General features: G+C 70.7%; 24 protein-coding genes and 1 tRNA gene. 7 read left to right on the forward strand and 18 right to left on the reverse strand.

What is annotated here, in order from left to right:
- Window positions 1-18: 18 nt before the first annotated feature.
- From Q0P88_RS06975 to Q0P88_RS07005, 7 genes are all read right to left on the reverse strand, one after another.
- Window positions 19-1,620 carry a hypothetical protein gene (locus Q0P88_RS06975; RefSeq protein ID WP_295012501.1) on the reverse strand — a complete coding sequence of 534 codons (1,602 nt, stop codon included), beginning with the start codon at window positions 1,618-1,620 and terminating at the stop codon, window positions 19-21.
- Complete coding sequence (locus tag Q0P88_RS06980; RefSeq protein WP_295012502.1) at window positions 1,617-2,690, reverse strand: hypothetical protein; 1,074 nt, start codon at window positions 2,688-2,690, stop codon at window positions 1,617-1,619. The genes Q0P88_RS06975 and Q0P88_RS06980 overlap by 4 nt, the downstream gene beginning before the upstream one ends.
- Before the next feature lie 59 nt (window positions 2,691-2,749).
- Window positions 2,750-4,360, reverse strand: a complete 1,611-nt coding sequence (locus tag Q0P88_RS06985; RefSeq protein WP_295012504.1) for a hypothetical protein — start codon at window positions 4,358-4,360, stop codon at window positions 2,750-2,752.
- A gap of 95 nt (window positions 4,361-4,455) precedes the next feature.
- Window positions 4,456-4,776: a hypothetical protein gene (locus tag Q0P88_RS06990; RefSeq protein WP_295012506.1), complete on the reverse strand. Its 321-nt coding sequence runs from the start codon at window positions 4,774-4,776 to the stop codon at window positions 4,456-4,458.
- A complete protein-coding gene (locus Q0P88_RS06995; protein ID WP_295012508.1) occupies window positions 4,773-5,060 on the reverse strand; it encodes a hypothetical protein in 288 nt (95 codons plus the stop codon). Before Q0P88_RS06995 ends, Q0P88_RS06990 begins: the two co-directional genes overlap by 4 nt.
- Entirely contained in the window at window positions 5,057-5,407 is a 351-nt protein-coding gene (locus tag Q0P88_RS07000) for a hypothetical protein (RefSeq protein ID WP_295012510.1), read from the reverse strand. The genes Q0P88_RS06995 and Q0P88_RS07000 overlap by 4 nt, the downstream gene beginning before the upstream one ends.
- A gap of 1 nt (window position 5,408) precedes the next feature.
- Window positions 5,409-5,588, reverse strand: coding sequence for a hypothetical protein (locus tag Q0P88_RS07005; RefSeq protein ID WP_295012512.1), 180 nt, complete (start codon window positions 5,586-5,588; stop codon window positions 5,409-5,411).
- Between the two features lie 648 nt (window positions 5,589-6,236).
- On the opposite strand from Q0P88_RS07005, the gene Q0P88_RS07010 reads away from it, so the two are divergent.
- Window positions 6,237-6,527 (forward strand): helix-turn-helix transcriptional regulator, encoded by a 291-nt coding sequence (locus Q0P88_RS07010; protein ID WP_295012671.1) that lies wholly within the window; start codon window positions 6,237-6,239, stop codon window positions 6,525-6,527.
- Here the strand turns inward: Q0P88_RS07010 and Q0P88_RS07015 are convergent.
- Window positions 6,490-6,565, reverse strand: a tRNA-Arg gene (locus Q0P88_RS07015). The genes Q0P88_RS07010 and Q0P88_RS07015 overlap by 38 nt on opposite strands.
- 142 nt (window positions 6,566-6,707) lie before the next feature.
- Between Q0P88_RS07015 and Q0P88_RS07020 the strand changes: the two genes are divergently transcribed.
- Window positions 6,708-7,766, forward strand: a complete 1,059-nt coding sequence (locus Q0P88_RS07020) for a Dyp-type peroxidase (protein WP_295012514.1) — start codon at window positions 6,708-6,710, stop codon at window positions 7,764-7,766.
- Window positions 7,767-7,794: 28 nt separating this feature from the next.
- On the opposite strand, the gene Q0P88_RS07025 is transcribed toward Q0P88_RS07020, so the two are convergent.
- The 4 genes from Q0P88_RS07025 to Q0P88_RS07040 form a co-directional block, all read right to left on the reverse strand.
- Complete coding sequence (locus Q0P88_RS07025; protein ID WP_295012516.1) at window positions 7,795-8,403, reverse strand: asparagine synthase; 609 nt, start codon at window positions 8,401-8,403, stop codon at window positions 7,795-7,797.
- Window positions 8,404-8,511: 108 nt separating this feature from the next.
- The gene (locus Q0P88_RS07030; RefSeq protein ID WP_295012518.1) at window positions 8,512-9,264 is read right to left on the reverse strand and encodes a GntR family transcriptional regulator; all 753 of its coding nucleotides are present in this window, start codon (window positions 9,262-9,264) and stop codon (window positions 8,512-8,514) included.
- Between the two features lie 181 nt (window positions 9,265-9,445).
- Window positions 9,446-9,976: a gluconokinase gene (locus Q0P88_RS07035; RefSeq protein WP_295012520.1), complete on the reverse strand. Its 531-nt coding sequence runs from the start codon at window positions 9,974-9,976 to the stop codon at window positions 9,446-9,448.
- Window positions 9,977-9,998: 22 nt separating this feature from the next.
- The gene (locus Q0P88_RS07040; protein ID WP_295012522.1) at window positions 9,999-11,471 is read right to left on the reverse strand and encodes a GntP family permease; all 1,473 of its coding nucleotides are present in this window, start codon (window positions 11,469-11,471) and stop codon (window positions 9,999-10,001) included.
- A 135-nt stretch (window positions 11,472-11,606) separates the two neighbouring features.
- Here Q0P88_RS07040 and Q0P88_RS07045 point away from each other — a divergent pair, with 135 nt between their 5' ends.
- Complete coding sequence (locus Q0P88_RS07045) at window positions 11,607-12,332, forward strand: FadR/GntR family transcriptional regulator (RefSeq protein ID WP_295012524.1); 726 nt, start codon at window positions 11,607-11,609, stop codon at window positions 12,330-12,332.
- A gap of 56 nt (window positions 12,333-12,388) precedes the next feature.
- The gene (locus Q0P88_RS07050) at window positions 12,389-13,657 is read left to right on the forward strand and encodes an alpha/beta fold hydrolase (protein ID WP_295012526.1); all 1,269 of its coding nucleotides are present in this window, start codon (window positions 12,389-12,391) and stop codon (window positions 13,655-13,657) included.
- 47 nt (window positions 13,658-13,704) lie between these two features.
- On the opposite strand, the gene Q0P88_RS07055 is transcribed toward Q0P88_RS07050, so the two are convergent.
- Window positions 13,705-15,729 (reverse strand): DUF2264 domain-containing protein, encoded by a 2,025-nt coding sequence (locus Q0P88_RS07055; RefSeq protein ID WP_295012528.1) that lies wholly within the window; start codon window positions 15,727-15,729, stop codon window positions 13,705-13,707.
- A 65-nt stretch (window positions 15,730-15,794) separates the two neighbouring features.
- On the opposite strand from Q0P88_RS07055, the gene Q0P88_RS07060 reads away from it, so the two are divergent.
- The gene (locus tag Q0P88_RS07060) at window positions 15,795-16,838 is read left to right on the forward strand and encodes a hydroxyacid dehydrogenase (protein WP_295012530.1); all 1,044 of its coding nucleotides are present in this window, start codon (window positions 15,795-15,797) and stop codon (window positions 16,836-16,838) included.
- A gap of 67 nt (window positions 16,839-16,905) precedes the next feature.
- Window positions 16,906-17,301, forward strand: a complete 396-nt coding sequence (locus Q0P88_RS07065) for a VOC family protein (RefSeq protein WP_295012533.1) — start codon at window positions 16,906-16,908, stop codon at window positions 17,299-17,301.
- A gap of 51 nt (window positions 17,302-17,352) precedes the next feature.
- Here Q0P88_RS07065 and trxA read toward each other — a convergent pair whose 3' ends face one another.
- The 3 genes from trxA to Q0P88_RS07080 all read right to left on the reverse strand — a co-directional run bounded on the left by trxA (window position 17,353) and on the right by Q0P88_RS07080 (window position 20,303).
- Window positions 17,353-17,793 carry a thioredoxin gene (gene trxA, locus Q0P88_RS07070; RefSeq protein ID WP_295012535.1) on the reverse strand — a complete coding sequence of 147 codons (441 nt, stop codon included), beginning with the start codon at window positions 17,791-17,793 and terminating at the stop codon, window positions 17,353-17,355.
- A gap of 88 nt (window positions 17,794-17,881) precedes the next feature.
- On the reverse strand, window positions 17,882-18,979 hold the full coding sequence (locus Q0P88_RS07075; protein ID WP_295012537.1) for an FUSC family protein: 1,098 nt from the start codon (window positions 18,977-18,979) through the stop codon (window positions 17,882-17,884).
- Between the two features lie 169 nt (window positions 18,980-19,148).
- Entirely contained in the window at window positions 19,149-20,303 is a 1,155-nt protein-coding gene (locus Q0P88_RS07080; protein WP_295012539.1) for an agmatine/peptidylarginine deiminase, read from the reverse strand.
- Between the two features lie 85 nt (window positions 20,304-20,388).
- Between Q0P88_RS07080 and Q0P88_RS07085 the strand changes: the two genes are divergently transcribed.
- Entirely contained in the window at window positions 20,389-21,018 is a 630-nt protein-coding gene (locus Q0P88_RS07085; protein WP_295012541.1) for a TetR/AcrR family transcriptional regulator, read from the forward strand.
- 101 nt (window positions 21,019-21,119) lie between these two features.
- Here the strand turns inward: Q0P88_RS07085 and Q0P88_RS07090 are convergent, their stop codons facing one another.
- Window positions 21,120-22,145, reverse strand: a complete 1,026-nt coding sequence (locus tag Q0P88_RS07090; RefSeq protein WP_295012543.1) for an agmatine/peptidylarginine deiminase — start codon at window positions 22,143-22,145, stop codon at window positions 21,120-21,122.
- Window positions 22,146-22,208: 63 nt separating this feature from the next.
- Entirely contained in the window at window positions 22,209-22,826 is a 618-nt protein-coding gene (locus tag Q0P88_RS07095; RefSeq protein WP_295012545.1) for a TetR/AcrR family transcriptional regulator, read from the reverse strand.
- Between the last annotated feature and the right edge of the window lie 31 nt (window positions 22,827-22,857).

The raw sequence follows: 22,857 nt of genomic DNA on the forward strand, positions 1-22,857 counted from the left end.
GCCTACCCTCCTCCTCGGTCAGGCGACGGTGACGCTGCGGATGGCGGCGGCGTTGTTGGCGAGCGTGGCCCAGTAGCCGAACACGGCGACCTCGTTCGCGCCCTGGCCCGGCTTGACGCCCTCGACGCGGATGGGCGTATCGCCCAGCTCGTAGAACGTCATGGCCTCCTTGGCCCCGACGATGACCTTGCCGACGCCGACCGAGGCGGGCAGGATGTGGAACGACTCCAGGTCGCCGGACTCCAGGCCGAACCCGGCGTTCAGGTAGGCCAGCTTGTCCTTGTCGGCCATCATGATGATGTCGCGCCACAGCTCGGGCGACACGAGCGCGTAGCTCGGGCGGTTCTCGGTGCCGATGACGCCGAGCGCGCCGTCCACGATGGCGGCGAGTCCCTTCGGGACGTTGGCCGGCACGGTGCCGGGCGCGGTGACCTGCGCGGCGGCCATGATCGCGGCCAGCGCCTTGGCGTCCGTGGTGCGCTTGTAGCTCTCGCCCTGCTGCACCAGGAACGAGGACACGACGGACTGATCCCCGAAGTCGGTGAAACGGCGGTCGATCTGGTGCCCGCCCGCGAGACGCTGCGCAGTGACCGTGTACGGGAGCGTGTCCACGGCGTTGGACGGCACGTCCGCGACATTGCCCGCGTAGTCGCCCATCGTGGGGAGCTTGGTCGGGTCCCAGCCCCAGCCCTGCATCTGGTAGTTGGTGAGGGCGGCGGTGTTGAGGAGCGGCACGAACCGGCGGTTGTAGGGGAGGCGGAGCCACAGCTCCCCGAGGTAGCCGGGTGCCTGCGTGTCCGCTCCGATGGTGACCGTGGTGGGGCCGGAGTGCTGGACGGTGGACAGGGCGAACAGCTCGCCCGCATCGCCGTACGCCTCGCGCGCGTCGAGGTCTCCGGAGGCGATGGCGGCGAACAGGCCGGACAGGCTGCGGGAGTCGCGCGCCTGGGTGTGGCCCTGCGCGTCGGGGACGATGTTGGTCATGGTGAAGACTCCTTCGGTGGGGGTGACGGGCGTGCCGTCCTGGTTCGTGGTCTCGCTGGTCTCGGTGATGGTGGTGGTGGTGGTCGAGCCGGTGTCGGTCTCGGTGGTCGCGGTCTCGACATCCACGACGCGCCGCCAGGTGACGCCGTTCTCGTCGGTGTACTCGGACTCGCGGTGCTCGCTCGTGGCGGTGTCGGCGGGCTGCGTGTCGTTGGCGAGGGAGAACAGGCCCGCGGACGGGAACGCGCCAGCAGGGGCGAGGGCCGCGCCCGTGAGTCGGGAGGCGGTCACGTTGAGGCCGTCGAGGATCATGCCGGTTACCTCGGCGGAGAGCTTGCGCATACCGGACGGGTTGCGCAGGTACTCGTCGCCCTGGTCGGTCTCGGCGATTGCGAACTCGGCATACACGCCCTCGCGGCGCTTCTCCAGGTACGTGGCTCGCCCGATGGGGTCGAAGCGGTTGTGTTCCCGGTTGAGGGTGACGACGGACGGATCCCGCGGAAGCTCGATGCTGTCTGCCGAGAACATGACGCCTTCGGATCCGGATGCGTTGCGGCGGGACGGCTCCCCGAACGGGAGGAGGATCCCTCGGAGCGTCCGCGACGCGGCGTCATACGCGAACTCGTGATCGGTCATGCCTGGTTCCCTTCGGTGTTCTTGTCGATGAGCGGGCCGAACTGTTCGTTCGGCACGGCGGTGAGGTTCTTGCGGTTGGCGCGGATGACACGGCCCTCCGGGGCGAGCGTGGACAGGGCGACCTCCAGCGGTGCAAGCCAGTACTCCAGGTCGTCCACAAGCTGGTTCCGGCTGCCCTCCTGCGTCACGTACGTGAGCGAGCTGGTGGCGGTGGATCCGTCGAGGTAGGAGACGGGCAGGTTGACCTGGTTGGCGATGTCGATGCGGGCGGCGTTGCGGCCCTTGTCGAACAGGTCGGCCTCAATCTGCCCGTAGGTCTCCAGGCTGAGCTTGGACGGGAGGAAGCCGATAGCACCGTCGTCGGAGCGCCGCGCGGTGCTGAACGCGGAGACGTACGCGCGGGCCTCGGCCTCGGTGACCTCCTCGCCCGCGACCTCGTGCAGCACGACGAGCGGGATCGGGTTGCGGACGCGCCCGACCCAGGCGCGTTCCATGTAGCGCCATCCGCGGATGGCGTCACGTCCGGTGATGAGGAGACCTTCATCCGGGCCACAGATGAGGAGCACGGTCGTGGGATCCCCGACCGGAGCGCCGTCGATAGACACGCCGGTCGGGGAGGTCTCATCGAACGCCCAGCGGTCGCGGCGGAGCCGGAGCGCCGACGTGATGGTGTCGCCGTCGCGCTCGATGAGCCAGAGCGCCCAGCCGGTGAACATCACGTCATCGAGCGTCCAGGCGGCGCGGTGCCAGGCGCTCTGCACTGTGCCGGTGCCCGTGAGCCAGGCGGGCTGCTGTGCGTCGGCCACGAACTCGCCCGCGTCGTCGGTGGTGCCCTGCTCGAACGGGAGGTCGGAGAGGCGTCCGACGATCACGGCCCGGGCACGCTTGACCGGCGCGACGCTCATGGCGCTCTCGCGCGTCACGGCGTCCGCGCCGGTCGGCCCGTAGATGTCGCTGTAGACGAGGGCCGCGAGGTCGGGACTCGGGCTGTACGGGAGCACCGGGAGCGGGGCGAGCACGTTGCCCGCCGAGCCGGTGGGGCCGAACAGGAACCGAGAGAACCAGGACATGACCGAAACCTTAACCTTTCTTGTAGGTATCGAACTGAAATCTGTGGATAACTTTGTGTCTAGCCCATAACGATGGGCGCGAACGACTCGCCCGCGCCGGGGTCGGGCAGTGCGTAGACGGCTGCGGCGGCGGACTCCAGCGGCGTCACGTCGAACTCGGGATTGGACGCGGGCGCGCCGAAGAGGACCGCGCCCGCGGAGAGGCGGCGGACAGCTCCCGCGGCGGCGGCGTCAAGCGGCTCCTGCGCCCAGTGGCGGGCGTTGCCGTGCTTGAGGCCGTTGATGAGCTTGGTGGTCGCGACCTTCTTCTCGGCAAACCGGAGCACCTTGACCTGCGGGCGCGGGCGCGCCTGGCGCATGAGCTGCTGGATGATCTCCTTCTCCTGCGGGCTGTCGTCGTGGACGATGGGGAGGCGGGTCTGTTTCCAGAGCCGCCAGAGCACGCCCGGCATCCCGGCGTTGCCCTCCTGGTGGTGCACGAGCTTGAAGCCGACGCGCGGCGGGGCGGCGTCGGTGTCGCCGTCCATGGCCCAGGCGGAGCGCGCGAGGTCGCCGCTCTCGTCGGTGAGATACCAGGCGACGGAGACGGAGGTCCATAGGCCGGACGGGTGCACCGCGAACGCGAGCGCCAGCGGCACGATGCCTTCAGGCACGGATCCGTGCTCGAAGGTGGTGCCCCACTCGGGGCCGAGCACGACATCGTTACCGGCTGCGCGCCCGAAGTGCCCCAGGTACTCCAGGGCGAACCGCTCCCACCCGAGGATGACGAAGTTGCGGGCGATGGCGGTCGCGTTGGTGAGACCGTCCAGGCCGGGGTGCAGCGCCTCGATGAGCGGACGCACGTCCTCCCACGTCTGGAGGTCGGCATCCTCGATTTCGTCGGGCACGCCGTAGCGGATCCGCCCGGCTGTGGGGTCGTGCAGGGTGGCCCAGAAGTGCGACCCGTCGCGGTACTTGCCGCCCGTTCCGGCGTAAATGAGCTGCGCGCCGGGGCGCGTGTCGAACGACGGGACGACCGCGCCCACGATGTCATCCCACAGCTCCGGCTCCGGTTCGCCACCCTCGTCCATCACGAGGGTGTCGTACGCGCCGGAGCGCACGTCGTCACCGTTGGGCGAGAGGATCGCGAGCTTGGATCCGTTGGCGAACTCGACGCCGAGAGAGCCGTTGGACTCGTTGAGCTTGATCCCGATGACCTTCTCGCGGTGCGCCTTGTCGCGCCACTTACGCGTGATCGGGTCGCGCACGTCGAGCTTGAACCGCTCGCCGCCCTTCTTGGCCGTGGTGAGCATGGTGTACCCGGCCATGTAGACGGCGCGCATCCAACACCGACCGAGGAGGATGCACCACAGCGTTGTGGTCTTGGCGCTGCGTCGCGGCTCCAGCACGGCGTTGAGGAACGCGCCAGCACCGTCCTGCTCTCCGAGTCCGTCGATGATCGCGCCGACGCCGATGACATCGACCGTGCGGAGCATCTGCGGCTGGAGGTTCGCGAGGAGCCCGCCCGGCACGATGCGCGACGGCACAATCTCGTTGATGATCCACGCGCCGACCAGGAACTCCGCGCGCGCCTGGAGGTTGCCAACCAGGGGCGACTCATCGAGCGGGCGGCGTCCGCTGTCGCGAAGCTCATCCCACGCGGCCGGGTCCATGAGCGGGTGCGCGGCCACGTCGTCCGGGAGCTGCTGTCCTGCCCAGTCCAGGGGGGGGATTTCGCTAGCGGAGGCGGCAGTTGTGGTGGCCGAACTCAAAGAGTCGGTGTCGGTCAGAGTCGCCATGTTGTTGCCTTGCCGGTCGGGATGGTTGGTGTGTGTCGAGCGTTGGTGATGGCCGCGCCGAGCTTGGCTCCGGCGCTGCGGTTGCCGACGCAAGCGCCGGTCTTGTGTCGGTGCTCGGGCGCCAGCTCAGTGAGTGCCGAGCCGACAGCGCCGGGCAGGTGTCCCACGTCGTAGGGCTGCCCGGGCTGGATGGGGCGGTTGCAGCGCCAGCACGAGACAGGCCGTCCGGCGCGGTGTGCGCTGGTGACGCGCTGCCGCACGATGCGGGCATTGCGTCGGTACTCGGCTGTCTGGTGCTTGGCGCTCACGGGTGCTGGCTCCTGCCGATGACGGCAGCGTGCACGGCAAGGTGCTCGGAAGCGACGCGCACGAACGCGGCTGCCGCTTCGAGGTAGGACGGCCCGTCTTCCATGAGCTGGCATCGTGCGCCGTCGAGCGTGGCGGCGATGCTGTCGAGCGCTCGGGCGGTGGCGACCATGCGGAGGCGGACGGCCTGGGGCTGGAGCTTGCGCGCCGATTCCAGGAGCGTGGTGAGCCTGTTGGCCTCAGTGCGGATCCGGCGAGCCTCGGCGTCGGTGATGGTGGCGGTCATCGCGTCACGTCCTCGCAGATGCCACACAGGTGTGGCCCGGTGTGGCCGTAGGGTCGCACGCACAGGCAGGCGTGTTCGCCATCGCGCCACGGCACGGCGCACTCGGATGCAAGGAGCATGGCCTGTGCCCGGATCGCGTGCATGGTCTCTCGGTGTGCAGCGACGTCCACGGAGATGCGTCGCTTGGCGAACCAGTAGAGCCACGCACCCGAGGCGATCCAGCCGACAAGGAACGTCCATCCGCTGGAGACGAACGAGGGCAGGACGACAGCCCCGACAAGGAACGCGCCCACGGTGATGGTGAGGAACACGAGGTAGTGGACGGCACGGCGGATGATGCGTCGCATGTCAGGCCTCGATCAGGGTCTCATCGTGCCTCGGCTCGGTGCGGTGCACCTGGAGCCCGAAGTTGACATAGGCGTGCGTCGCGGCCTCTACGGCCTTGATCGCGTCGTGGATGGTGTCAGCGATGACGAAGAACCAGCGCGACGTCTTGGTGTTGACGCTCATGCGGTAGTGCTTGCTCATGTCCTGTCTTTCGGTTCGTAGGCGGGTCCGTGTTCAGCGAGTAGTGCCCGGATCTCGGCGCGGTTGAGGCGGCGGGGTTCGCTCTGTTCGCGACGTCCGTCGTCCCTGTGGTGTCCGCATCGGCACCACCCGGAGGTTGTGTACTCGTGCTCCATCGGTCCTGCTCTTTGGTGAAGTTCTGGGAGTGGCTTGACCCTGAGAGATATCCCGAGGCGTGGGACGTTCTCTCAGAGGGGTTCAAGCCGATGGGGGTCTGCTCTTCGGAGCCAGCCCGGTCGATACATGACGCCGGGCTGTTGAGGCCCGGCCAGTGCCGGTATGTGCGATCTGGGGTCCGTTGGGGATCGGTGCCGGGGCCTGCCTTTAGTCACCGCCCAGTCGCTCGCGGTCCTACGTGGTGACGGGCTACAGGCTTCCCGGGTCTCGCCCCGTTCCCTGGGGTCGTGGTGTGCGTCCTAGCCGCGTATGTGGTTATCCCCTTGCGGGGCCGGTGATGAGTCCCGGATCCGGTTTGTGTGGCGATCCTGTCGCCGTGTCGTGTTCTGTATCACGAGGGCAACATTGGCCTAGATCGCGACAGGCGATCTTCATTGATCGCGGCGTGTCTAGTTTTGTATCGCTGCGTCAGGCTAGACTGACGCCATGAGCATGATCGCTGATAACCCCACGTGGACCACGGCTGAGCGCTACCGCCGCGCTCGCTTGCTGGCGGGTATGGAACAGGCGGAATTGGCGACGGCGCTGGGCGTCGCTCGCGCCACGGTGTCCGCTTGGGAGACTGGCCGCACTGAGCCGAGCATGTCGAACTTCGTTCGTATCGCTCGCCTGACCGGTCAGCCGCTTGACTGGTTCGCTGCCGGGGTTAACGACGAAAGCCCCGCCGAAGCGGGGCTTTCTGATGTGGTGCGCCTGGAGGGACTCGAACCCCCAACCTTCTGATCCGTAGTCAGATGCTCTATCCATTGAGCTACAGGCGCATCCGGTCTTTCACAAGACCGCCCGCTCTCGCGGGCCTCGTCAACAATACCCCAGAGAGGCGCGGGAACGCGAATCGGCCCCGCCGCGTGCGGAGTCGCGCGGATCCCGCCGTCCGCCCTACGCTCGACTCGGAGGTTCGACATGACTGGACTGCAGCAGATCGAGGGACCGCTGAGCGAAGCCGCCGTGTTCCTGGTGCTCACGATCAAGGACGACGACGGAGCCTGGGACCGGGTGCGCACCACGGTCGCGGGATCCGACGACCTGCTCAAGAACGTGCTCTCGCGCGATCTCGACCGCAGCGCGTCCCTCACCGTCGGGATTGGGGCGTCTGCCTGGGATCGGCTCGTGCGGCGGCCCGCGCCGAAGGAGCTGCACCCCTTCCGCGAGCTGCGCGGTACGGCGCGGACCGCGGTCTCGACCCCGGGCGATCTGATCTTCCACGTCCGCGCGAGCCGTCGGGATCTCTGCTACGAGCTGACCCGCCAGATCATGCTCGCCCTGGGCGACGACGTGACGGTCGAGGACGACACGATCGGGTTCCGCTATTTCGACGGACGGGATCTGCTCGGCTTCGTGGACGGCACGGCGAACCCGATCGACGAGCAGCTCGCGCCGGCCGCCGTGGTCGGCGAGGAGGATCCGGATCACGCCGGCGGCAGTTACCTCGTCGTGCAGAAGTACCTGCACGAGCTGACCCGCTGGGACGGCCTCGGCACCGCGGCGCAGGAGCAAGTCATAGGGCGCACCAAGGCGGAGAACATCGAGCTCCCGGACGCCGACCACGGCCAGAAGTCCCACAAGACGCTCAACACGATCACGGTCGACGGCGTGGAGTACGACATCCTGCGCGACAACATGCCCTTCGGCTCCGCGGTCGAGGGCGATTCCGGCACGTACTTCATCGGATACTCCCGGCGGCTCTGGGTGACCGAGCGCATGCTCGAGCGGATGTTCCTCGGCGACCCTCCCGGCATGTACGACCGGATCCTGGACGTCTCCCGCCCCGTGACCGGCACCACCTTCTTCGTGCCGGCCTCCCCGTATCTCCTGGCGATCGACGACGGCCCCTCCGACGCGTCGTCCTCGGCGTCCGGCGACCTCTCCACCGTGATCGCGGAGACGGCCGAGGTCGCCGCCGCCGCGAGTGCGGCTCCCGGCCCCGACCGCTCGATCCCGGACGTGCTCGGCGACTCCTGACCGCGTTCGGCGGATCGGCGCCGAGGGGTCAGCGGGCGTTCTTCGACGCCCGCTTCTCCTCCTTGGCGGCGGCCTTGTCCGCCTTGTCCTGGCGCTTGCGGCGGGCACGCTGATCCGAGGCGAGCTCCTGCAGGTCGACGAGGCGCAGCGCCTGCATCCGCGCCTCCCGCATCGTGGCGTAGTCGGGATCCTCGTCCGGGCGCATGGCCTCCACGCGCAGGCGGCGCTGCAGGTTGCCGGCGACATCACCCCACGCGGCCGCGCGCGCGGCCTCCACGAGGAAGCGCAGCGTCTCCGGATCCTCCGACATCTCGCGCAGCCGATCGGCGACCGCCCCGGACTGTTTGGCGCGCCTGCGCAGGTTGCGCACGTCGCGGTCGCGGTAGTCGTGCGTCCCGTGCGGATCGGAGTAGCGGCCGTGGGCGCGCTTGCGCAGGCTGTTCGCGAGATCGGCGGCCTGGTCGGACTCCGCGGCGAGATCCAGGAGCGCCTCGCGAGCGTCGTTCATGTACTTCGCGACGTCGAAGGATCCGCCCTGCGCGATCGTGCCGACGAGGATGTGGTTCTTGACGACCAGCCGGGCCGCCGACGTGGCGATCGCGACGCCCTCGGCGACGGCATCCGCAGTCTTTCCCACTCCGACCTCCTCCGACATCGAGAGTACCCGTTCCCCCGGTCCGGAGCATGGGCGGACGATGGGGGTCTTCTGCACGGGACGCCGAGACGACACAGTCCGTCACGCGAGTCAGAGACGCTCCGGCACCCACTCCGACGTGCCGTCCCCCGCCCCGGCGGTCGGGACGTCGTCCGCCGCGTCGGTCGGTACGTCGTCCCCCCGAGCGTCGGTCTGCGCAGCCAGGCGCCGCTTGGCCGCTTCCGCCGCCGCGCGAAGGTGCCGCTGCACGCGCAACCGCAGCGTCTCCACGTCGCGCAGAGCGAGCGATTCGTAGATGCGGGCGTGGTCCTCTGCCATCGCGAGAGGATCGTCGTGCGGTCCGAACAGCAGCAGGATCCGTCCCCGCATCATGCCCAGGACCTCGTCCATCGCCGAGTTGCCGGCCAGCTCCGCCATCAGCAGGTGGAACTCGGCACCTGCCTCCTCGGCGGTGGCAACGTCGCCGGCCCGGGCCGCGGCGATCTCGCGCTCGAGCGCACGGCGCACCGTCGCGAGGCCTTCCGCCGTGTGGCGTCGGGCGGCCAGCTCGAAGGCGAGCCCCTCCACGGCGTCCCGCATCTCGGCGATGTCCGCGATGTCGCGCTCGGTGAACGCGCGCACGACGGCCCAGGATCGCGGGCGCGCCACGAGCAGCCCCTCGCTGACGAGCGCCCTGATCGCCTCCCGCACGGGCAGCCTGCTCACGGCGAGCTCTTCGGCGATGTCGCGCTCGATGATCCGATCCCCCGGCCGGCGCTCTCCGCTCAGGATCGACTGCCGTAGCAGCCGTCCGACTCTCGCGGATTCCAACTCCACGCTCACGAGGTTCCCCACCTTCCTCATGGGGACATCATGGCACCGCACCGGCAGGATCGCCTCTTCTGAGACGGCGTCCGCCCGCGGCAGCGGCAATCCGGTCATTCCCCCTGCCACGCAGGCCGGCGCCCGATCGTCGCTCCGAGGGGCCCGACGCGCAGGGCGGACGGACCTCCCGGGGCCTGCGGCGACCGGGATCCGGCGGCGCTCAGGCGTGCGTCGGAACGCCGTGGGCGTCGAGCCAGCCGAGCACCTGAGCGGCGGCCTCCTGCACGGGCAGGGCCGCGTCGACGACGAATCCGGACTCGTCCGCGCCGAGCGGTTCGAGGGTCTCCAACTGGGAGTCCAGCAGGGAGGCCGGCATGAAGTGGCCCAGGCGCCGTCCGAGACGCTCCGCGAGGTCGTGCCGCGTGCCGGCGAGATGCACGAACTCGACGCCGGGTCGGACGAGGATGTCGCGATAGCTGCGCCGCAGTGCGGAGCACGTCACGATTCCCGACTCGCCCCGATCCTGGCGCGCGACGATCCATTCCCGGATCAGCGCGAGCCAGGGCAGGCGATCGTCGTCGGTGAGCGGGATCCCCGCCTCCATCTTGGCGACGTTGGCCGCGGGATGCAGGTCGTCGCCCTCCTGGAGAGCCCACCCGAGTCGGCCGGCGAGGACGCCGGCCAGCGTGCTCTTGCCGGATCCGGAGACCCCCATGATCACCAGGATCGTCGGCGGCGTGTGCTGCGACATGATCTGCTCCTCTGCTTCCGGATCAGCCGACGAACAGGCCGATCACCATCACACCGATCAGGCCCACCACCGAGATGAGGCACTCCATCACGGTCCAGGACTTGAGCGTCTGCGGGATGCTCAGGCCGAAGTACTCCTTGATCAGCCAGAATCCTGCGTCGTTGACATGCGACAGGAACAGGGATCCGGCGCCGATCGCGAGCACGAGCAGCGCGGCCCCGCCGCTCGTCATGTGCAGATCCTGCACGAGAGGCTGCATGATGCCGGCGGCGGTGATCGTCGCGACCGTGGCGGATCCGGTCGCGACCCGGATGAGCACGGCCACCAGCCAGGCGAAGAACAGCACGACGGGAAGCGCCCCGCCGATGCCGGAGATGGCGTGCGCGATGACGGTGCCGATCGTCGAGTCGACGAGGACCTGCTTGAACCCGCCGCCCGCGCCGACGATCAGCAGGATCGCCGCGATGCCGGGGAGCGCGGAGGAGACGGAAGCGCCGACCTCCTTGGCGCTCATCGCCCCGCCGCGGCCGAGCACGACCATGCCGACGAGCACCGCGATGAGCAGGGCGATCACGGGCTTGCCGAGGAAGTCGACGATGCCCTTGACCGCGGAGGTGTCGGCCGGAGCGACGATGTCGTAGACCGCGGAGAGCAGCATCAGCACGACAGGGAGCAGGATGCTGAACAGCGTCGCGCCGAAGCTCGGACGACGGCGCGCCTTGACGGCCGCGGTCTCGCCGGGCTGTGCCTCGTCCTCGGCGGTGCGGAACAGGTCCGGCACCGGCACGTTCACCCAGCGGGCGACGACCTTGCCGAACAGCGGGCCGGCGATGACGACGGTCGGGATCGCGACGAGCACGCCGAACGCGAGCGTGACGCCGAGGTTCGCGCCGATGAGGCTGATCGCGGCGAGCGGCCCCGGGTGCGGCGGCACGAGCCCGTGCATGGCCGAGAGGCCCGCGAGCGTCGGGATCGCGATCTTCATGAGCGGCTGACCCGATCGCCGTGCCACGAGGATGATGACCGGCACGAGCAGCACGAGCCCGACCTCGAAGAACATCGGGAGACCGATGAGCGCGCCGACGAGACCCATGATCCACGGCAGTGCGGCGACCGAGGCCTTGGAGATGAGGGTGTCGACGATGCGGTCGGCGCCGCCGGAGTCGGCGAGCAGCTTGCCGTAGATCGCGCCGAGGGCGATGAGGACCCCGACCCCGCCCGCCGTGGCGCCGAATCCGTTCGTGAAGCTCGTGACCGTCTGCGTGGCCGACATACCGGCGACGAGACCCGTGACGAGGGATCCGATCACGAGCGAGAGGAACGGGTGCAGCTTGACCCAGGTGATGAGCACGACGATCGTCGCGATGCCCAGCAGGGCGGCGAGGATCAGCACGCCCTCGGGGGCCGTGGTCGTGGGCGGCGGCGTGTCGGCGGTCCCGAGGATCGTCGCGGACACACCGGCGGCAGGGGCGAGCAGGGGCGTGAACATGGCCATGAGCTTCCTTGGTCTGGCGGAGGATTTCCCATCAGGCTAGGAGATAAGTCGGACTTAATCAAGATTTAACACGAGTTATGTCGGGCATTTATCGAATCATGCGTCGTCTCGTCGGATGATCGCGATAATGGAGCGATGGTGGCAGGGACGCGTGAGACGGGGATCGCGCAACACCGGCGGCTGCTCGACACGATCGGCACGAGCATCGTCGAGGGCACGATCCCGGCGGGCGCGCGCCTGCTGACCGCGGACCTCGCCGAGGAGTACGGCGCGTCCCGCTCCGCGACGCGCGAGGTCGTCCGCGTGCTCGAGACCACGGGCATGGTCGACGTGCGCCGTCGTGCCGGCATCGAGGTCCTCCCGGCGACGCGCTGGAACGCGTACGCACCGGAGCTGATCCGCTGGCGCCTCGACGGGGCCGACCGCCTGCGCGCCCTGCACGAGCTGTCACAGCTGCGCTCCGCGATCGAGCCGCTCGCGGCCCGGCTCGCCGCCGAGCAGGCGACTCCGGAGGACCGCGCCGCGCTCGTGGGCGCCGTCCTGGGGATGGTCGAGCACAGCGCGCGCGCCGACGAGCCCGTCTACCTCGGTCACGACGTCGCCTTCCACACGGCGATCCTCCGCGGATCGGGGAACGCCTATCTCGCGGGACTCGCCGACGTCGTCGGCGCGCTTCTGCACGGGCGGACCGCCCACGCCCTCATGCCGCACGAGGCAGACGAGACCGCCCTGCGGCTGCACCAGGAGGTCGCGGCAGCCGTCACCGCCCGCGACCCGGACGCCGCGGCGGCGGCGATGGCCGCGATCGTCGCGGAGGCCGACCAGGCGGTCGAGGCGATGGCGGATCCCGGTCGTTCTTAGCCCGTTGATAGCCGACCGCAAGGCGCGCCCTACACCGGTGCGCGCATAATCGAGCCATGACGAGAGCCGCCGGCACCGACAGGGCGAAGGGGACGCATGCGCCGAGCGCGCTGCCCCGGCTGCTGGCCGCTCCCGTCAAGGGCGTCCGGCGCGTGCGTCGCGCGGCGACCGACACCGCGCCCGCCTTCGACCTCGCCTACGTGCGCAGCGGGCGGAGAGCACGGATCCCCGTCGTGGTCATCCCGGGCGGGCCCGGCCTGGGATCCGTGCTCCCCTACCGACGCTTCCGGCGCGTGGCGGCGGCGCGCGGACTCGACGTGATCATGATGGAGCACCGGGGCGTGGGGCTCTCCCGCGTCGATCCGTCCGGTCGCAGTCTGCCGATCTCGGCCATGCGGATCGTCGACGTGGTCGACGATCTGGCCGCCGTGCTCGACGCGGAGCGCGTCTCCCGCGCGTACGTCGCCGGATCCTCCTACGGCAGCTACATCGCCGCCGCCTTCGGCGCCCGCCACCCCGGCCGCGTGGCCGGGATGCTGCTCGACTCCACGCTGCAGTCCACGGCCGACCGGGACGTCGAGCGGGCGCTGATCCGCGAGCTGTTCGTCGAGGGCGATGCGCGGATCGCGGGCGCCGTGCAGGAGCTGCTGACCGAGGGATCGGATCCGCGGATCCTGCTCGGCGTGCTCCGGGCCGCCTATGAACTGGGCGGCGCCGAGCTGCTCACGCCGCTGCTGCGCCAGCGGTTGCGGGGCCCGCACGCCTCGGTCTGGGCCGCGCTGGAGGCGTACGCGGACCGCGGAGAGTCGGAGACGCACGTTCCCGGGTTCTACGAGTTCGACCTCGTCGGCGCGATCGCCTTCCGCGAGCTCGGGTTCGGCCCGGATCCCGACGGCTCGGCGCTGGATCCCTCGCTCGCGTACGCCCCCGTGGCGGACCGCTTCCCGCGTTTCACCGGGGAGCCGTTCGACCTGCCCGCCGCGGCAAGCGGCTTCGCCTGGCCGACGGTCCTGCTCGCGGGAACGCGGGATCTGCGCACGCCGGCGGCCGTCGCGGAGCGCGTCGCCGCAACCGCGCCGGACGCGGTCCTCGTCGAGATCGAGAACGGGCACAGCGCCCTGGAGTCCCATCCGCTCGCGCTGCTGCACGCGCTCGAGCGTCTGAGCAGGGGCGAGCACCGGCGACTGCCCGCAGAGGTCGACCTCATGGACCGTCTGCCTCGGCGCGGTCTCGTCGCGGGGCTGCCGAGGCTGCTCGCGACCGGCGCGCGCTGGGAGGCGGTGCTGCGCTCCGGCCGTGTACTGCCGGCCGCACCCGCCCCCTGACCCGGACGGCGACGCGAACGCCTCGGCGGTCGTGCAAGGGCGGGGTCTCAGCTCGGAACGCGCACGGCAGAGACCGCGCCACCGGGCCACGTCACGACCACGGAGACCGCTCCGTCCTCGGCCGGGACGACGGCCGTCTGCGGCGCCGGCTCGGATCCGCGCCCGAGCCGCACGGCCGTGCTCACGACGTCGCCCACCTCGATCCCGCCGACCTCGAACCGGGGCAGGCTCGTCACGGCCCCGATCGGCGACGTCCCCTCCTCGACGTGCACGGATCCGGTCACCGACCCGCCCGTGCCCGACGCGCCCGATCCCGACGCGCCCGTGCCCGACGCGCCGAGCATCCGCAGCTCCGAGCGGAGGCCGGCGAGCTCGAGCGCGACGGACGCGGCCGTGGTCACGGCGCGGGCGGGTGCGGCGCCCGACAACGGCCAGCCGCTCAGCCGCAGCAGGATCGGATCCGCATCCGCCTCCGGACGACCGCTCGCGAGGCGGCGCGTCACGCGCACCTCCCACGCGCCGCGCACGATCGACGCCGTCGCGAGGCGCGGGCCGTCCACGACCGCGCCGATCCGCGCCGATCCGTGGTCGTACGTCGGGCCGCCGATGCTCGAATCGACCCAGTGCGCGTCGGCGATCGAGACCGCGAAGGCCGCGGTGCCGTCGTCCCCCATCGGGCCGCGGACGAAGCCGGTGCGGTGCGTGGAGCGACCTGCTCCGTCCACCGCGCCGACCATGTTGTCGGCCGGGTCGTCGACCGTCGCACCGGTGAGCGGCGGCAGCGTCGCGGAGGAGTAGCCGAAGCGTGCGTACAGCGCGGAGTCCCCCGTCCGGTCCCCGACGTCGCCGTGGTCGGTGCCGTGGTTGATCGCCCGGACGATGCCGTCCACCGCGGTGCCGCTGACGATCCAACCCGGCGCCCGCAGCACGCGTCGCACGTCGCCCCGCTCCACCGGGAGCGGTTCCTCGACGGCGCTCCAGACGGGGTGCTCGGCGGGCAGCGCGAGGCCGAAGAAGCCCTTCGCCGCCCAGTACGGCGAACCCGCTCCGGAATAGCTCTGCGCCATCGCAGGCCAGGCGCCGAACAGCCCGACCGAGAGCAGGCCGCGTTCGTCGATCGCGCCCCGCTCGACGAACGCCTTCAGCGTGCCGGAGGCGGCGCGGCGCAGCTGCCCGAGCGGCTGCCGGGTACCGGAGGACGCCCCCATCCACAACGGCGCGGCCGTCGCGAACCGGTAGATGAGGCTGCGCCCCTGCAGCACGGGCACGCCCTCGGCTCCGAGGAGAGCGAGATGGTCGTCGAGGAAGTCGGCGAGGCGCGCTCGGAACACCGGCGCCAGGGCCTGAGCGCCGAAGCCCTCGGCCTCCGCGGATCCCGCCCAGAGCAGCGGGTACAGGTGCATCGCCCAGCCGCAGTAGTGGTCGTACGCCCTCCGGATCCCGTCCGACCACCATCCGTCGCCCCGGTAGTAGTCCTCGATGCGGGCCAGATCGGCGGCGATCCGGTCGGCGTCGTACGGCCCTCCCACCGACGCGAGGAAGGTCTCCACCGTGATCCGGAACCATCGCCAGTTGTTGTCCGGGTAGCCGGCCACCGGGCTCAGCGCGAGCCAGTCGACGACCCGGCGTTGCGCGTCGGCGTCGAGCGTGTCCCACAGCCACGGGCGCGTCAGCTGCAGTCCGAGTGCGATCGACGCCGCCTCGACCTGCGCCTGCGGCCGCTCCTGCGGGCGGATCCAGCGCTCCGGGTCGGCGGGATCCGTCCCCGCGACGATCCCGTCGCGGTACCCGTCCAGGAAGCCGTGCGGATCCGCGCCGTGCTCGCCGGCCACCCGGAACGCGCACAGCAGGAAGGATCGCGCGAAGCCTTCGAGACCGTCGCTCGCCGCGCCGCTGCCGCTCACGAGGCCGGGCAGGCGCACCTGTGCGCGACTCCGGCCGACGTAGGGGCGCAGGGACAGCAGCAGATGATCGGCGACGGCCGCCCAGTGCTCCCTCGTCCACCCCGTGTGCGGCGACAGGATGCGATCCTCGGCAGGCAGGATCAGGCGGTCGGGATCGAGCTCGGTCACGGTCACCCTCCTCGGGGGCATCGGGGAAATCGCGCCGCGCGGTCATGGGTATACGCTTTCCCGCTATGAGCATACGTGAGCACGACCCCGACGCGGAGGCCGGTCGCGCGCCCACCGCGCTCGTCGTGATGGCCGCCGACGTGTTCCGGAATCAGTTCGGCGCCGCCCAGCTCGCCCGCCTCCGCCGCATCGCCGACGTGCCCGATCCGCTAGCCGTCGACGACCTCGACGACCCCGCCCTGGACGCCCGGCTCGCCGACGTCGAGGTGCTGCTCACGGGCTGGGGCGCCCCCGCGCTCGACGCCGCCCGGCTGGCCCGGATGCCGCGGCTCGGCGCGATGCTGCACTGCGCAGGCTCGATACGCCCCCAGGTGACCGAGTCCTTCTGGGATCGCGGCATCCGCGCGTCCTCGGTCGCCGAGGTCAACGCGATCCCCGTCGCCGAGTTCGCCTTCGCCGCGATCGTGCTCGCGGGCAAGAAGGCCCCGTTCCTCGCCGCGGATCCGATGAGCCGCCGGTTCGAGGGCGGAGCGGACCGCTACGGACCTCTGGGAAACCGCGATCGGACCGTGGGCGTCGTCGGCTTCAGCCGGATCGGACGGCGCGTGGTCGAGATGCTGCAACAGCTCGAGGGCATCCGGGTGCTCGTCGCCGATCCCCTCGCCGCCGCGGAGGAGGTCGCGGCGGCCGGTGGAGAGCTCGTGGCCCTCGACACCCTCATCCCCGCTGTGGACGTGCTCTCGTTGCACGCCCCGGCGCTGCCCTCGACCCGGCACATGATCGACCGCCCCCGTCTCGCCGCGCTCGAGGACCACGTGACCGTGATCAACACCGCCCGGGGCAGCCTCATCGACCACGACGCCCTCACCGCGGAGTGCGTCGCCGGACGTCTCAACGCGATCCTCGACGTCACCGATCCCGAGCCTCTGCCTGCGGATTCGCCGCTGTACGCGCTCCCGAACGTCATGATCACGCCGCACGTCGCGGGTTCGCTGGGCTCGGAGCTCACCCGGATGACCGATGCCGCGCTCGACGAGCTCGAGCGCCTCGCCGGCGGGCTCCCGCTGCAGCACGAGGTGACGCGGGACGACCTGCGCACGCAGGCATGAGTCGCGGGGGCAGGTTTCGCCCCTCCGCGGTCTGGACTCCGCCTCGCGCGCGGCGCATGCTGGACGCATGAGCGCTTTCACCGCGACCCGGCCGTTCAGCGGCTTCAGCGTCGACGACATCGACGCCGCGCGCACCTTCTATGCCGAGACCCTGGGCCTGGAGGTCTCGACGAACGAGATGGGCTTCCTCGCCGTCCATCTGCCGCAGGGCGGATCGATCCTCGTGTACTCGAAACCGAACCACGAGCCCGCCGGCTTCACGATCCTCAACTTCCCCGTGGAGGACGTCGAGGCGGCCGTCGACGACCTCAACGCCCGCGGCGTCGTGACGAAGATCTACGTCGATCCCGACTTCGGCACCGACGCGAAGGGCATCGCGCATGGCGCTCCCGGTCGCGGGCCCGACATCGCCTGGTTCCGCGATCCTGCGGGCAACGTGCTCGCCGTCCTCGCCGACCGCTGAGGGCAGGATCGGGCCGCGCCGCGGATCGAGGGATCCTTCAGGACACCGACTTCAGGACCCCGACGCCCCGATGCGTGGAAGGATCCACGCCTGCAGTTGCGCCTCCGGGACGGCGCCGATCTGACGATCGACCTCCTTGCCGCCCTCGATCAGCACGAGCAGCGGGATGCTCTGCGCCCGGAACCTCGCCGCCAGCCCGGGATTCTCGTCGACGTTCACCTTCACGAGCTTGAGCTTTCCGGCGTAGCGCGCGGCGAGGCGCTCGACGACGGGCGAGATCATCCGGCATGGGCCGCACCAGGGGGCCCAGAAGTCCACGAGGACCGGGACCGAGCTCGTGGTCTCGGCGGTGAAGGAGCTCTCGTCGGCGGTGACGACCCACGGCAGCTTCGCGTGGCATTTCGCGCACTGCGGCGTTCCGCGCGAGATGGCGCCGACCCGGTTGGGGGTCTGGCAGGCTGCGCAGCGGATCACGGTGCCGGTGGACGTCATGGTTCCTCCCTGTCTGCATGCTACGCGCGACCGCCCGCCGCCACGAGACCTCCGCACGACGGACGCGCTCCCTCGCGGGGACGACGCCTCAGGCGAGCGCGGTGCGGCGATCGCGCGGATGCACGACACCCGTGACCGCGCCCAGCACGGCGCCGACGAGCGTGTCGACGACGCGTTCGCCCACGAGCGCGATCGTCAGCGTGCCGTGCAGACCGGCGACGGCGGTGATGATGAACAGCACGAGCGGGGTGATGAAGACGAGCGCGAGCGCGTAATTGCGCACGACGAAAATCTCCACGGAGAACTGCAGCACGCCCAGCAGCGCGGGCAGCAGCAGTGACGGGATCGGGAGCAGGGCGAGCACGGTGAACAGGGCGGCGCCGACTACCGTGCCCACGAAGCGCTGGCTGCCCCGCACGAGGGCGACCCGCCGCCCCGCGTTGACGCCGACCACCGCGACACCGGCGCAGACGACCCAGTAGCCCCGCGCCGGGTCGACGACGAGCACGCTCAGCACCGTGCCGATCACCGCGACGAGGGCGATCCGGATCACGAGCGCACCCTGCTCGGCATCGAGTCGGGGCCGGCGCTCCAGGCGCAGACCCCCTCCCGGGTGCGCGCCGTGGCGGATCCGGCCGATCAGCATCGCGATCGCGGCGACCGCGTACGAGACGACGACGCCGAGCGCGAGGGCACCGAGGAAGACGAGAGGATGCACCAGGCGATGCCCGTCGACCTCACCGGTGACGCGCGTCGCGAGGCCGTACACCAGCACGAAGAACACCGGGCCCGGCGGGCCGACGCGAACGGCGTAGTACAGCGCGGAGACGCCGACCGTGACGAGGACGAGGCCCACCGCGGCGAGCAGCGGGAACGGCGCGAGCACCGTTCCGAGCGCGGCGCACGCGATCAGTGTCATCCCGACCACCGGGAGCAGACGGATCCGCACCGAGGGCGCCGCACCGACGAGGTAGATCGCGGTGAACGCCCCGCCAGCCGCCATCATGCCGACGCCCGGCTGCCCGATCAGGGTGAAGAACATCACCGGGAGGAACATCGACAGGGCCGCCTGGAGCGCGACGGGCCAGCGCGGGGCGTGCGCGGGCTGGAAGGCGATGAGGCCGCGCACGACGACACGCGTGAGTGCGGTCGCCGGCCTGGACGAGGCCGGATCCTCGTCGGTCATGCTTCGATTCTACGCCGCCTGCTCTCCGCCCCGAACTCGCGGTCCCGCCGTTCCGCGCGAGCCCCGGTGCGACCGTCCGTGAGGCCATCTGCGAGACCGCCTGCGACACTGTCCGTGCGGCGGCGGGACGGGCTCGCCGCCGCACGGAGGGTATCCGGATCGGCCGGGATCAGGCCGCGGGCTGCTGCTGCGTAACGCAGTGGATCCCGCCGCCACCCGTGCCGAGGCGGTCGATGTTGAGCTGCTCGATCACCCGGCCGGGGAAGAGCTTCGCCATCGTCGCCTTCGCCGCGGCGTCGGCCTTGGCATCGCCGAACTGGCCCATGATCACGGCGCCGTTGCAGACGTAGTAATTGGCGTAGGACGCGAGAAAGCTGCTGTTCGTCGAACGGATCTTGCCGTAGTCGGGCCCCTGCAGGGGGGTGACGGAGATCCGGGTGCCCGAGGCGGAGGTGGAGGAGGCCAGGACGGCCTGCTGCTGGCGGGCGTCCTTGGAGAACGCGTCGTTGTCAGAGGGCAGCGGCACCTGGACGAGGGCGCGGCCGTCGGCGAGGAAGCGCGAGGTCGCGTCGACGTGGTCGTCCGTGATGTCCTGCCCCCTCACGCCGTCGAACCAGATCAGCTTGTCTGCGCCGTAGGCGTCCAGCAGCGCGTTCTCGACGTCCTTCTGGGACATCCCCGGGTTGCGGTTGGCATTGACCAGGCTGCTGCGGGTGGCCATGAGCGTGCCGGCGCCGTCCTGTTCGACCGCGCCGCCCTCGCCGACCACGTCGGCCGCGGTGAAGGGGATCCCCAGGTAGTCGGCGATCCGCTCGGCGACCCTGCCGTCGTTCGCGTGGGACTGCTTGTTGCCCCAGCCGTTGAAGTTGAGCCCGATCGCGTCCAGCCCGCCCGCGGTGTCCTGGCGGAAGATCGGCCCGGTGTCCCGCATCCAGCAGTCGTCCACCGGGATGTCGGTGAGCACCGTCACCTTCGAGGAGCACAGGGAACGGGCGCGGGCGGCGCTCTTGGCGTTCGTGCAGAGGTACACGGGCTCGTACTTCGCGATGGTGCTGGCGATGCGGGCGATGTCCTCCTGCACGCCGGAGAGGCTGCCTCCCCAGATGTTGGTGCGATCAGGGAACGCCATCCAGGTCCGCACGTGCGGCACGTCCTCGGCGGGCACGGCGAATCCCGCGGTCGACGACGCCGTCGCCGCGGAGGCCGGGGATCCGCCGAGCAGCGGGGCGGCGGCCGCGCTCGCGGCGCCGATGCCGACGGCGGCGAGGAAGCCGCGGCGCCCCATCGTCCAGCGGGCGTCCCGGGTGGGATCGGTCTTGGTCATGTCGAACTCCGTTCGTCGGAAACGTGGCGTGGCGAGCCTAATTTACCAAGCGCTTGGTTAGCAATACTCGGAATACGATGTGAGAATGGCCGCGACCCCCGAACGCACACCCTCCACGGCGCCCGCGACGGGTCGCCGCGCCCGGGGCGAGGCGACCAGGGCACGGCTGATCGCCTCGGCGCGCGCGCTGCTCGCGGGGGACGAGCAGGGCACGTTCACCACGCGGAACGTGGCCGCGCTCGCGGGCGTCACGCACGGCATGTGCCACTACCATTTCCGCGATCGCACGGAGCTCGTCCTCGCGATCATCGAGGACGTGCATCCCGAGTGGATCACGCCGCTGCGCGAGGCGGTCGACCACCCCGGCTCCTTCCGAGAGCGCGCCGACCTCGTGCTGGAGCTGCTGACCGAGCCCGAGAGCGCGTCTTCTGCGCGGCTGTTCTCGGCCCTGCACGGCCTCGCGCTGAGCGACGATCGGGTGCGCGAGGGGCTCGCGGCCGAATACCGCGAGTGGACGGCGGCGTTCGTCGATCTCTTCCTGGTGCTCCGGCAGGAGCGACCGGATCGGCGGATCGACGCCGAGGCGCGCGGATGGGCCGCCGCGGCCGCCGCCGACGGCCTGGCCGCGTACGCCGCCCTCGGGCTCTCCGACGATCCCGGAGCCGCGCTGCGCAGCCTGCTCAGCGAGGACGCGGACGGGGACGACACGCGCTGAGCCGACGGCACGGCGCACCGCGTTCGGGCGTCGTCGACGAGAAGCCGCCGCACGGGCCGGCCGCACCCCGCTCGTGATGAGAGCGCGGCCCGCCGTGCCGCTCAGAGCGCGAGCCCCGCGGGGATCTGCTGGGTGATGCAGTGCGGGCCCCCACCGCCGGTCGCGATGGTGTCGGCGCGCACTCCGACGACCTCGCGTCCGGGGTAGATCTCCCGCAGGCGGCCGAGGGACCTCTCCACGCCGTCGCCGCCGTCGACGGGCACGATCACGGCGCCGTTGACGAGATAGTGGTTGGCATAGGACACCTCGGCGTCGAGCGGCGGATCGAACCTCTCCACCTCGATCGAACGCCCCCGGGCGTCGAGGGCGCCGCGGAGCGCGGCGAGATTGGCCCGCGCGCGGGCGAACTCGGTCGAGTCCTCGGACTCGGGCACTTCGAGCAACACCCTGCCCGGAGCGACGTACTGGGCGACGCCGTCGATGTGGCCGTCGGTGCCGGTCGGGCCGGTATCCAGGCTGTGACCGTAGGGCAGCCAGATCACGCGATCGATGCCGAGGTAGTCGCCGACCATCCGCTCGATGTCCTCCGTGCCCAGATGCCGGTTGCGGTTGGGGTTGCGCAGGCACTGCTCGGTCGTGATCATCGTCCCCTCGCCGTCGACGAAGAAGGATCCGCCCTCCAGCACCATCGGCGCGGAGAACAGCGGCACGCCGAAGTGGGCGGCGATCCGCTCGGGGACGAGCGCGTCCTGGTCGTAGGGGTGGAAGCGGTTGCCCCAGGCGTTGAAACCGAATTTCACGACGGCCAGCTCCCCCGCGTCATCGGTGACGAAGGTCGGCCCGCAGTCGCGCGCCCAGGAGTCGTCCGCTCCGAACGGCAGCGGCGTCACCGTGGACGGGCAGCGCCGGCGCACGTCGGCGACGGCGTCGGGCTCGCACACCATGAAGACGGGTTCGAACGCGGCGATCGCGGCGGCGACCTTCGCATACTCGTCGCGGGCCGTGTCGTAGCGGTCCTCCCACAGCGACCGGCGCGAGGGCCACAGCATGATCGTCGCGGAGTGCGGCGCCCATTCGGGCGGCATGCGGAATCCGGCGGCGCGGGGAGTGAGCGGCAACGATGCCATGAGAAGTCCTCCAAAGAGTGGTTTCCCACTATTTTGGATGACATCCAATTTCAGGTCAAGACATCAACCCGCCGGATCCGCGACCCGCGTTCCCACGCCGAGCAATGCCGCAGCGCCGGTCTCCAGCAGCTGCAGCATCCGGGGACGATCCACCCGGCCGGCGCCGACGGCGACCTGAATCGAGAGGCCGTCGATCATGGCCGCGATCGTCTCGCACACGTCCTCGACGCGGGCGACGTGGAAGACGCCGAGATCTCTCCCGTACGCGACCACCTCGGTCAGCATCTCGAACCAGCGCTGATCGAGTTGACGGTGCTTCTGCGACACGGTGGGATCGGAGAGCCCGTTCGCCCACGCCTGCAGCCAGAGCAGCCAGCCGTCGTCCTGGAATCCGCTCGCGGCGGCCAGGCCGATGAGGTGGCGCAGGCGCTCCATCGGATCCTCGATGCCGGCGAGCTCCTCGCGCGACTGCTGCACCAGCTCCTCTTCGCTGCGCTGGATCGCGAGGAGGAGGAGGTCGTTCTTCGAGGGGAAGTAGTAGGTGACGTGCCCCGTGGTCATCTGCGCGCGCTCGGCGATGTCGGAGACGCGGACGTTGGCGTAGCCGAGCTCGGCGATCGCCTCGGCCGCCGCTTTCAGGACGATCTCCTCGCGCTCCCGGCCCTTCGCATGACGCGACATCGGCCCACCCTTCTTCCCGGCCGCCCGCGGC

The organism is uncultured Microbacterium sp. (assembly GCF_945952435.1).
Lineage (GTDB): Bacteria > Actinomycetota > Actinomycetes > Actinomycetales > Microbacteriaceae > Microbacterium.

Excerpts from the sequence above, each read along its gene's own strand:
- Q0P88_RS07095 (WP_295012545.1), bottom strand. The coding sequence starts at position 22,826 with ATGTCGCGTCATGCGAAGGGCCGGGAGCGCGAGGAGATCGTCCTGAAA.
- Q0P88_RS06975 (WP_295012501.1), bottom strand. The coding sequence starts at position 1,620 with ATGACCGATCACGAGTTCGCGTATGACGCCGCGTCGCGGACGCTCCGA.
- Q0P88_RS07000 (WP_295012510.1), bottom strand. The coding sequence starts at position 5,407 with ATGCGACGCATCATCCGCCGTGCCGTCCACTACCTCGTGTTCCTCACC.
- Q0P88_RS06980 (WP_295012502.1), bottom strand. The coding sequence starts at position 2,690 with ATGTCCTGGTTCTCTCGGTTCCTGTTCGGCCCCACCGGCTCGGCGGGC.
- Q0P88_RS07040 (WP_295012522.1), bottom strand. The coding sequence starts at position 11,471 with ATGGCCATGTTCACGCCCCTGCTCGCCCCTGCCGCCGGTGTGTCCGCG.
- Q0P88_RS07060 (WP_295012530.1), top strand. The coding sequence starts at position 15,795 with ATGAGCATACGTGAGCACGACCCCGACGCGGAGGCCGGTCGCGCGCCC.
- Q0P88_RS07010 (WP_295012671.1), top strand. The coding sequence starts at position 6,237 with ATGATCGCTGATAACCCCACGTGGACCACGGCTGAGCGCTACCGCCGC.
- trxA (WP_295012535.1), bottom strand. The coding sequence starts at position 17,793 with ATGACGTCCACCGGCACCGTGATCCGCTGCGCAGCCTGCCAGACCCCC.
- Q0P88_RS07020 (WP_295012514.1), top strand. The coding sequence starts at position 6,708 with ATGACTGGACTGCAGCAGATCGAGGGACCGCTGAGCGAAGCCGCCGTG.
- Q0P88_RS07090 (WP_295012543.1), bottom strand. The coding sequence starts at position 22,145 with ATGGCATCGTTGCCGCTCACTCCCCGCGCCGCCGGATTCCGCATGCCG.
- Q0P88_RS07005 (WP_295012512.1), bottom strand. The coding sequence starts at position 5,588 with ATGAGCAAGCACTACCGCATGAGCGTCAACACCAAGACGTCGCGCTGG.
- Q0P88_RS07035 (WP_295012520.1), bottom strand. The coding sequence starts at position 9,976 with ATGTCGCAGCACACGCCGCCGACGATCCTGGTGATCATGGGGGTCTCC.
- Q0P88_RS07045 (WP_295012524.1), top strand. The coding sequence starts at position 11,607 with ATGGTGGCAGGGACGCGTGAGACGGGGATCGCGCAACACCGGCGGCTG.
- Q0P88_RS06995 (WP_295012508.1), bottom strand. The coding sequence starts at position 5,060 with ATGACCGCCACCATCACCGACGCCGAGGCTCGCCGGATCCGCACTGAG.
- Q0P88_RS07080 (WP_295012539.1), bottom strand. The coding sequence starts at position 20,303 with ATGACCAAGACCGATCCCACCCGGGACGCCCGCTGGACGATGGGGCGC.
- Q0P88_RS07030 (WP_295012518.1), bottom strand. The coding sequence starts at position 9,264 with ATGAGGAAGGTGGGGAACCTCGTGAGCGTGGAGTTGGAATCCGCGAGA.
- Q0P88_RS07085 (WP_295012541.1), top strand. The coding sequence starts at position 20,389 with ATGGCCGCGACCCCCGAACGCACACCCTCCACGGCGCCCGCGACGGGT.
- Q0P88_RS07075 (WP_295012537.1), bottom strand. The coding sequence starts at position 18,979 with ATGACCGACGAGGATCCGGCCTCGTCCAGGCCGGCGACCGCACTCACG.
- Q0P88_RS07050 (WP_295012526.1), top strand. The coding sequence starts at position 12,389 with ATGACGAGAGCCGCCGGCACCGACAGGGCGAAGGGGACGCATGCGCCG.
- Q0P88_RS07065 (WP_295012533.1), top strand. The coding sequence starts at position 16,906 with ATGAGCGCTTTCACCGCGACCCGGCCGTTCAGCGGCTTCAGCGTCGAC.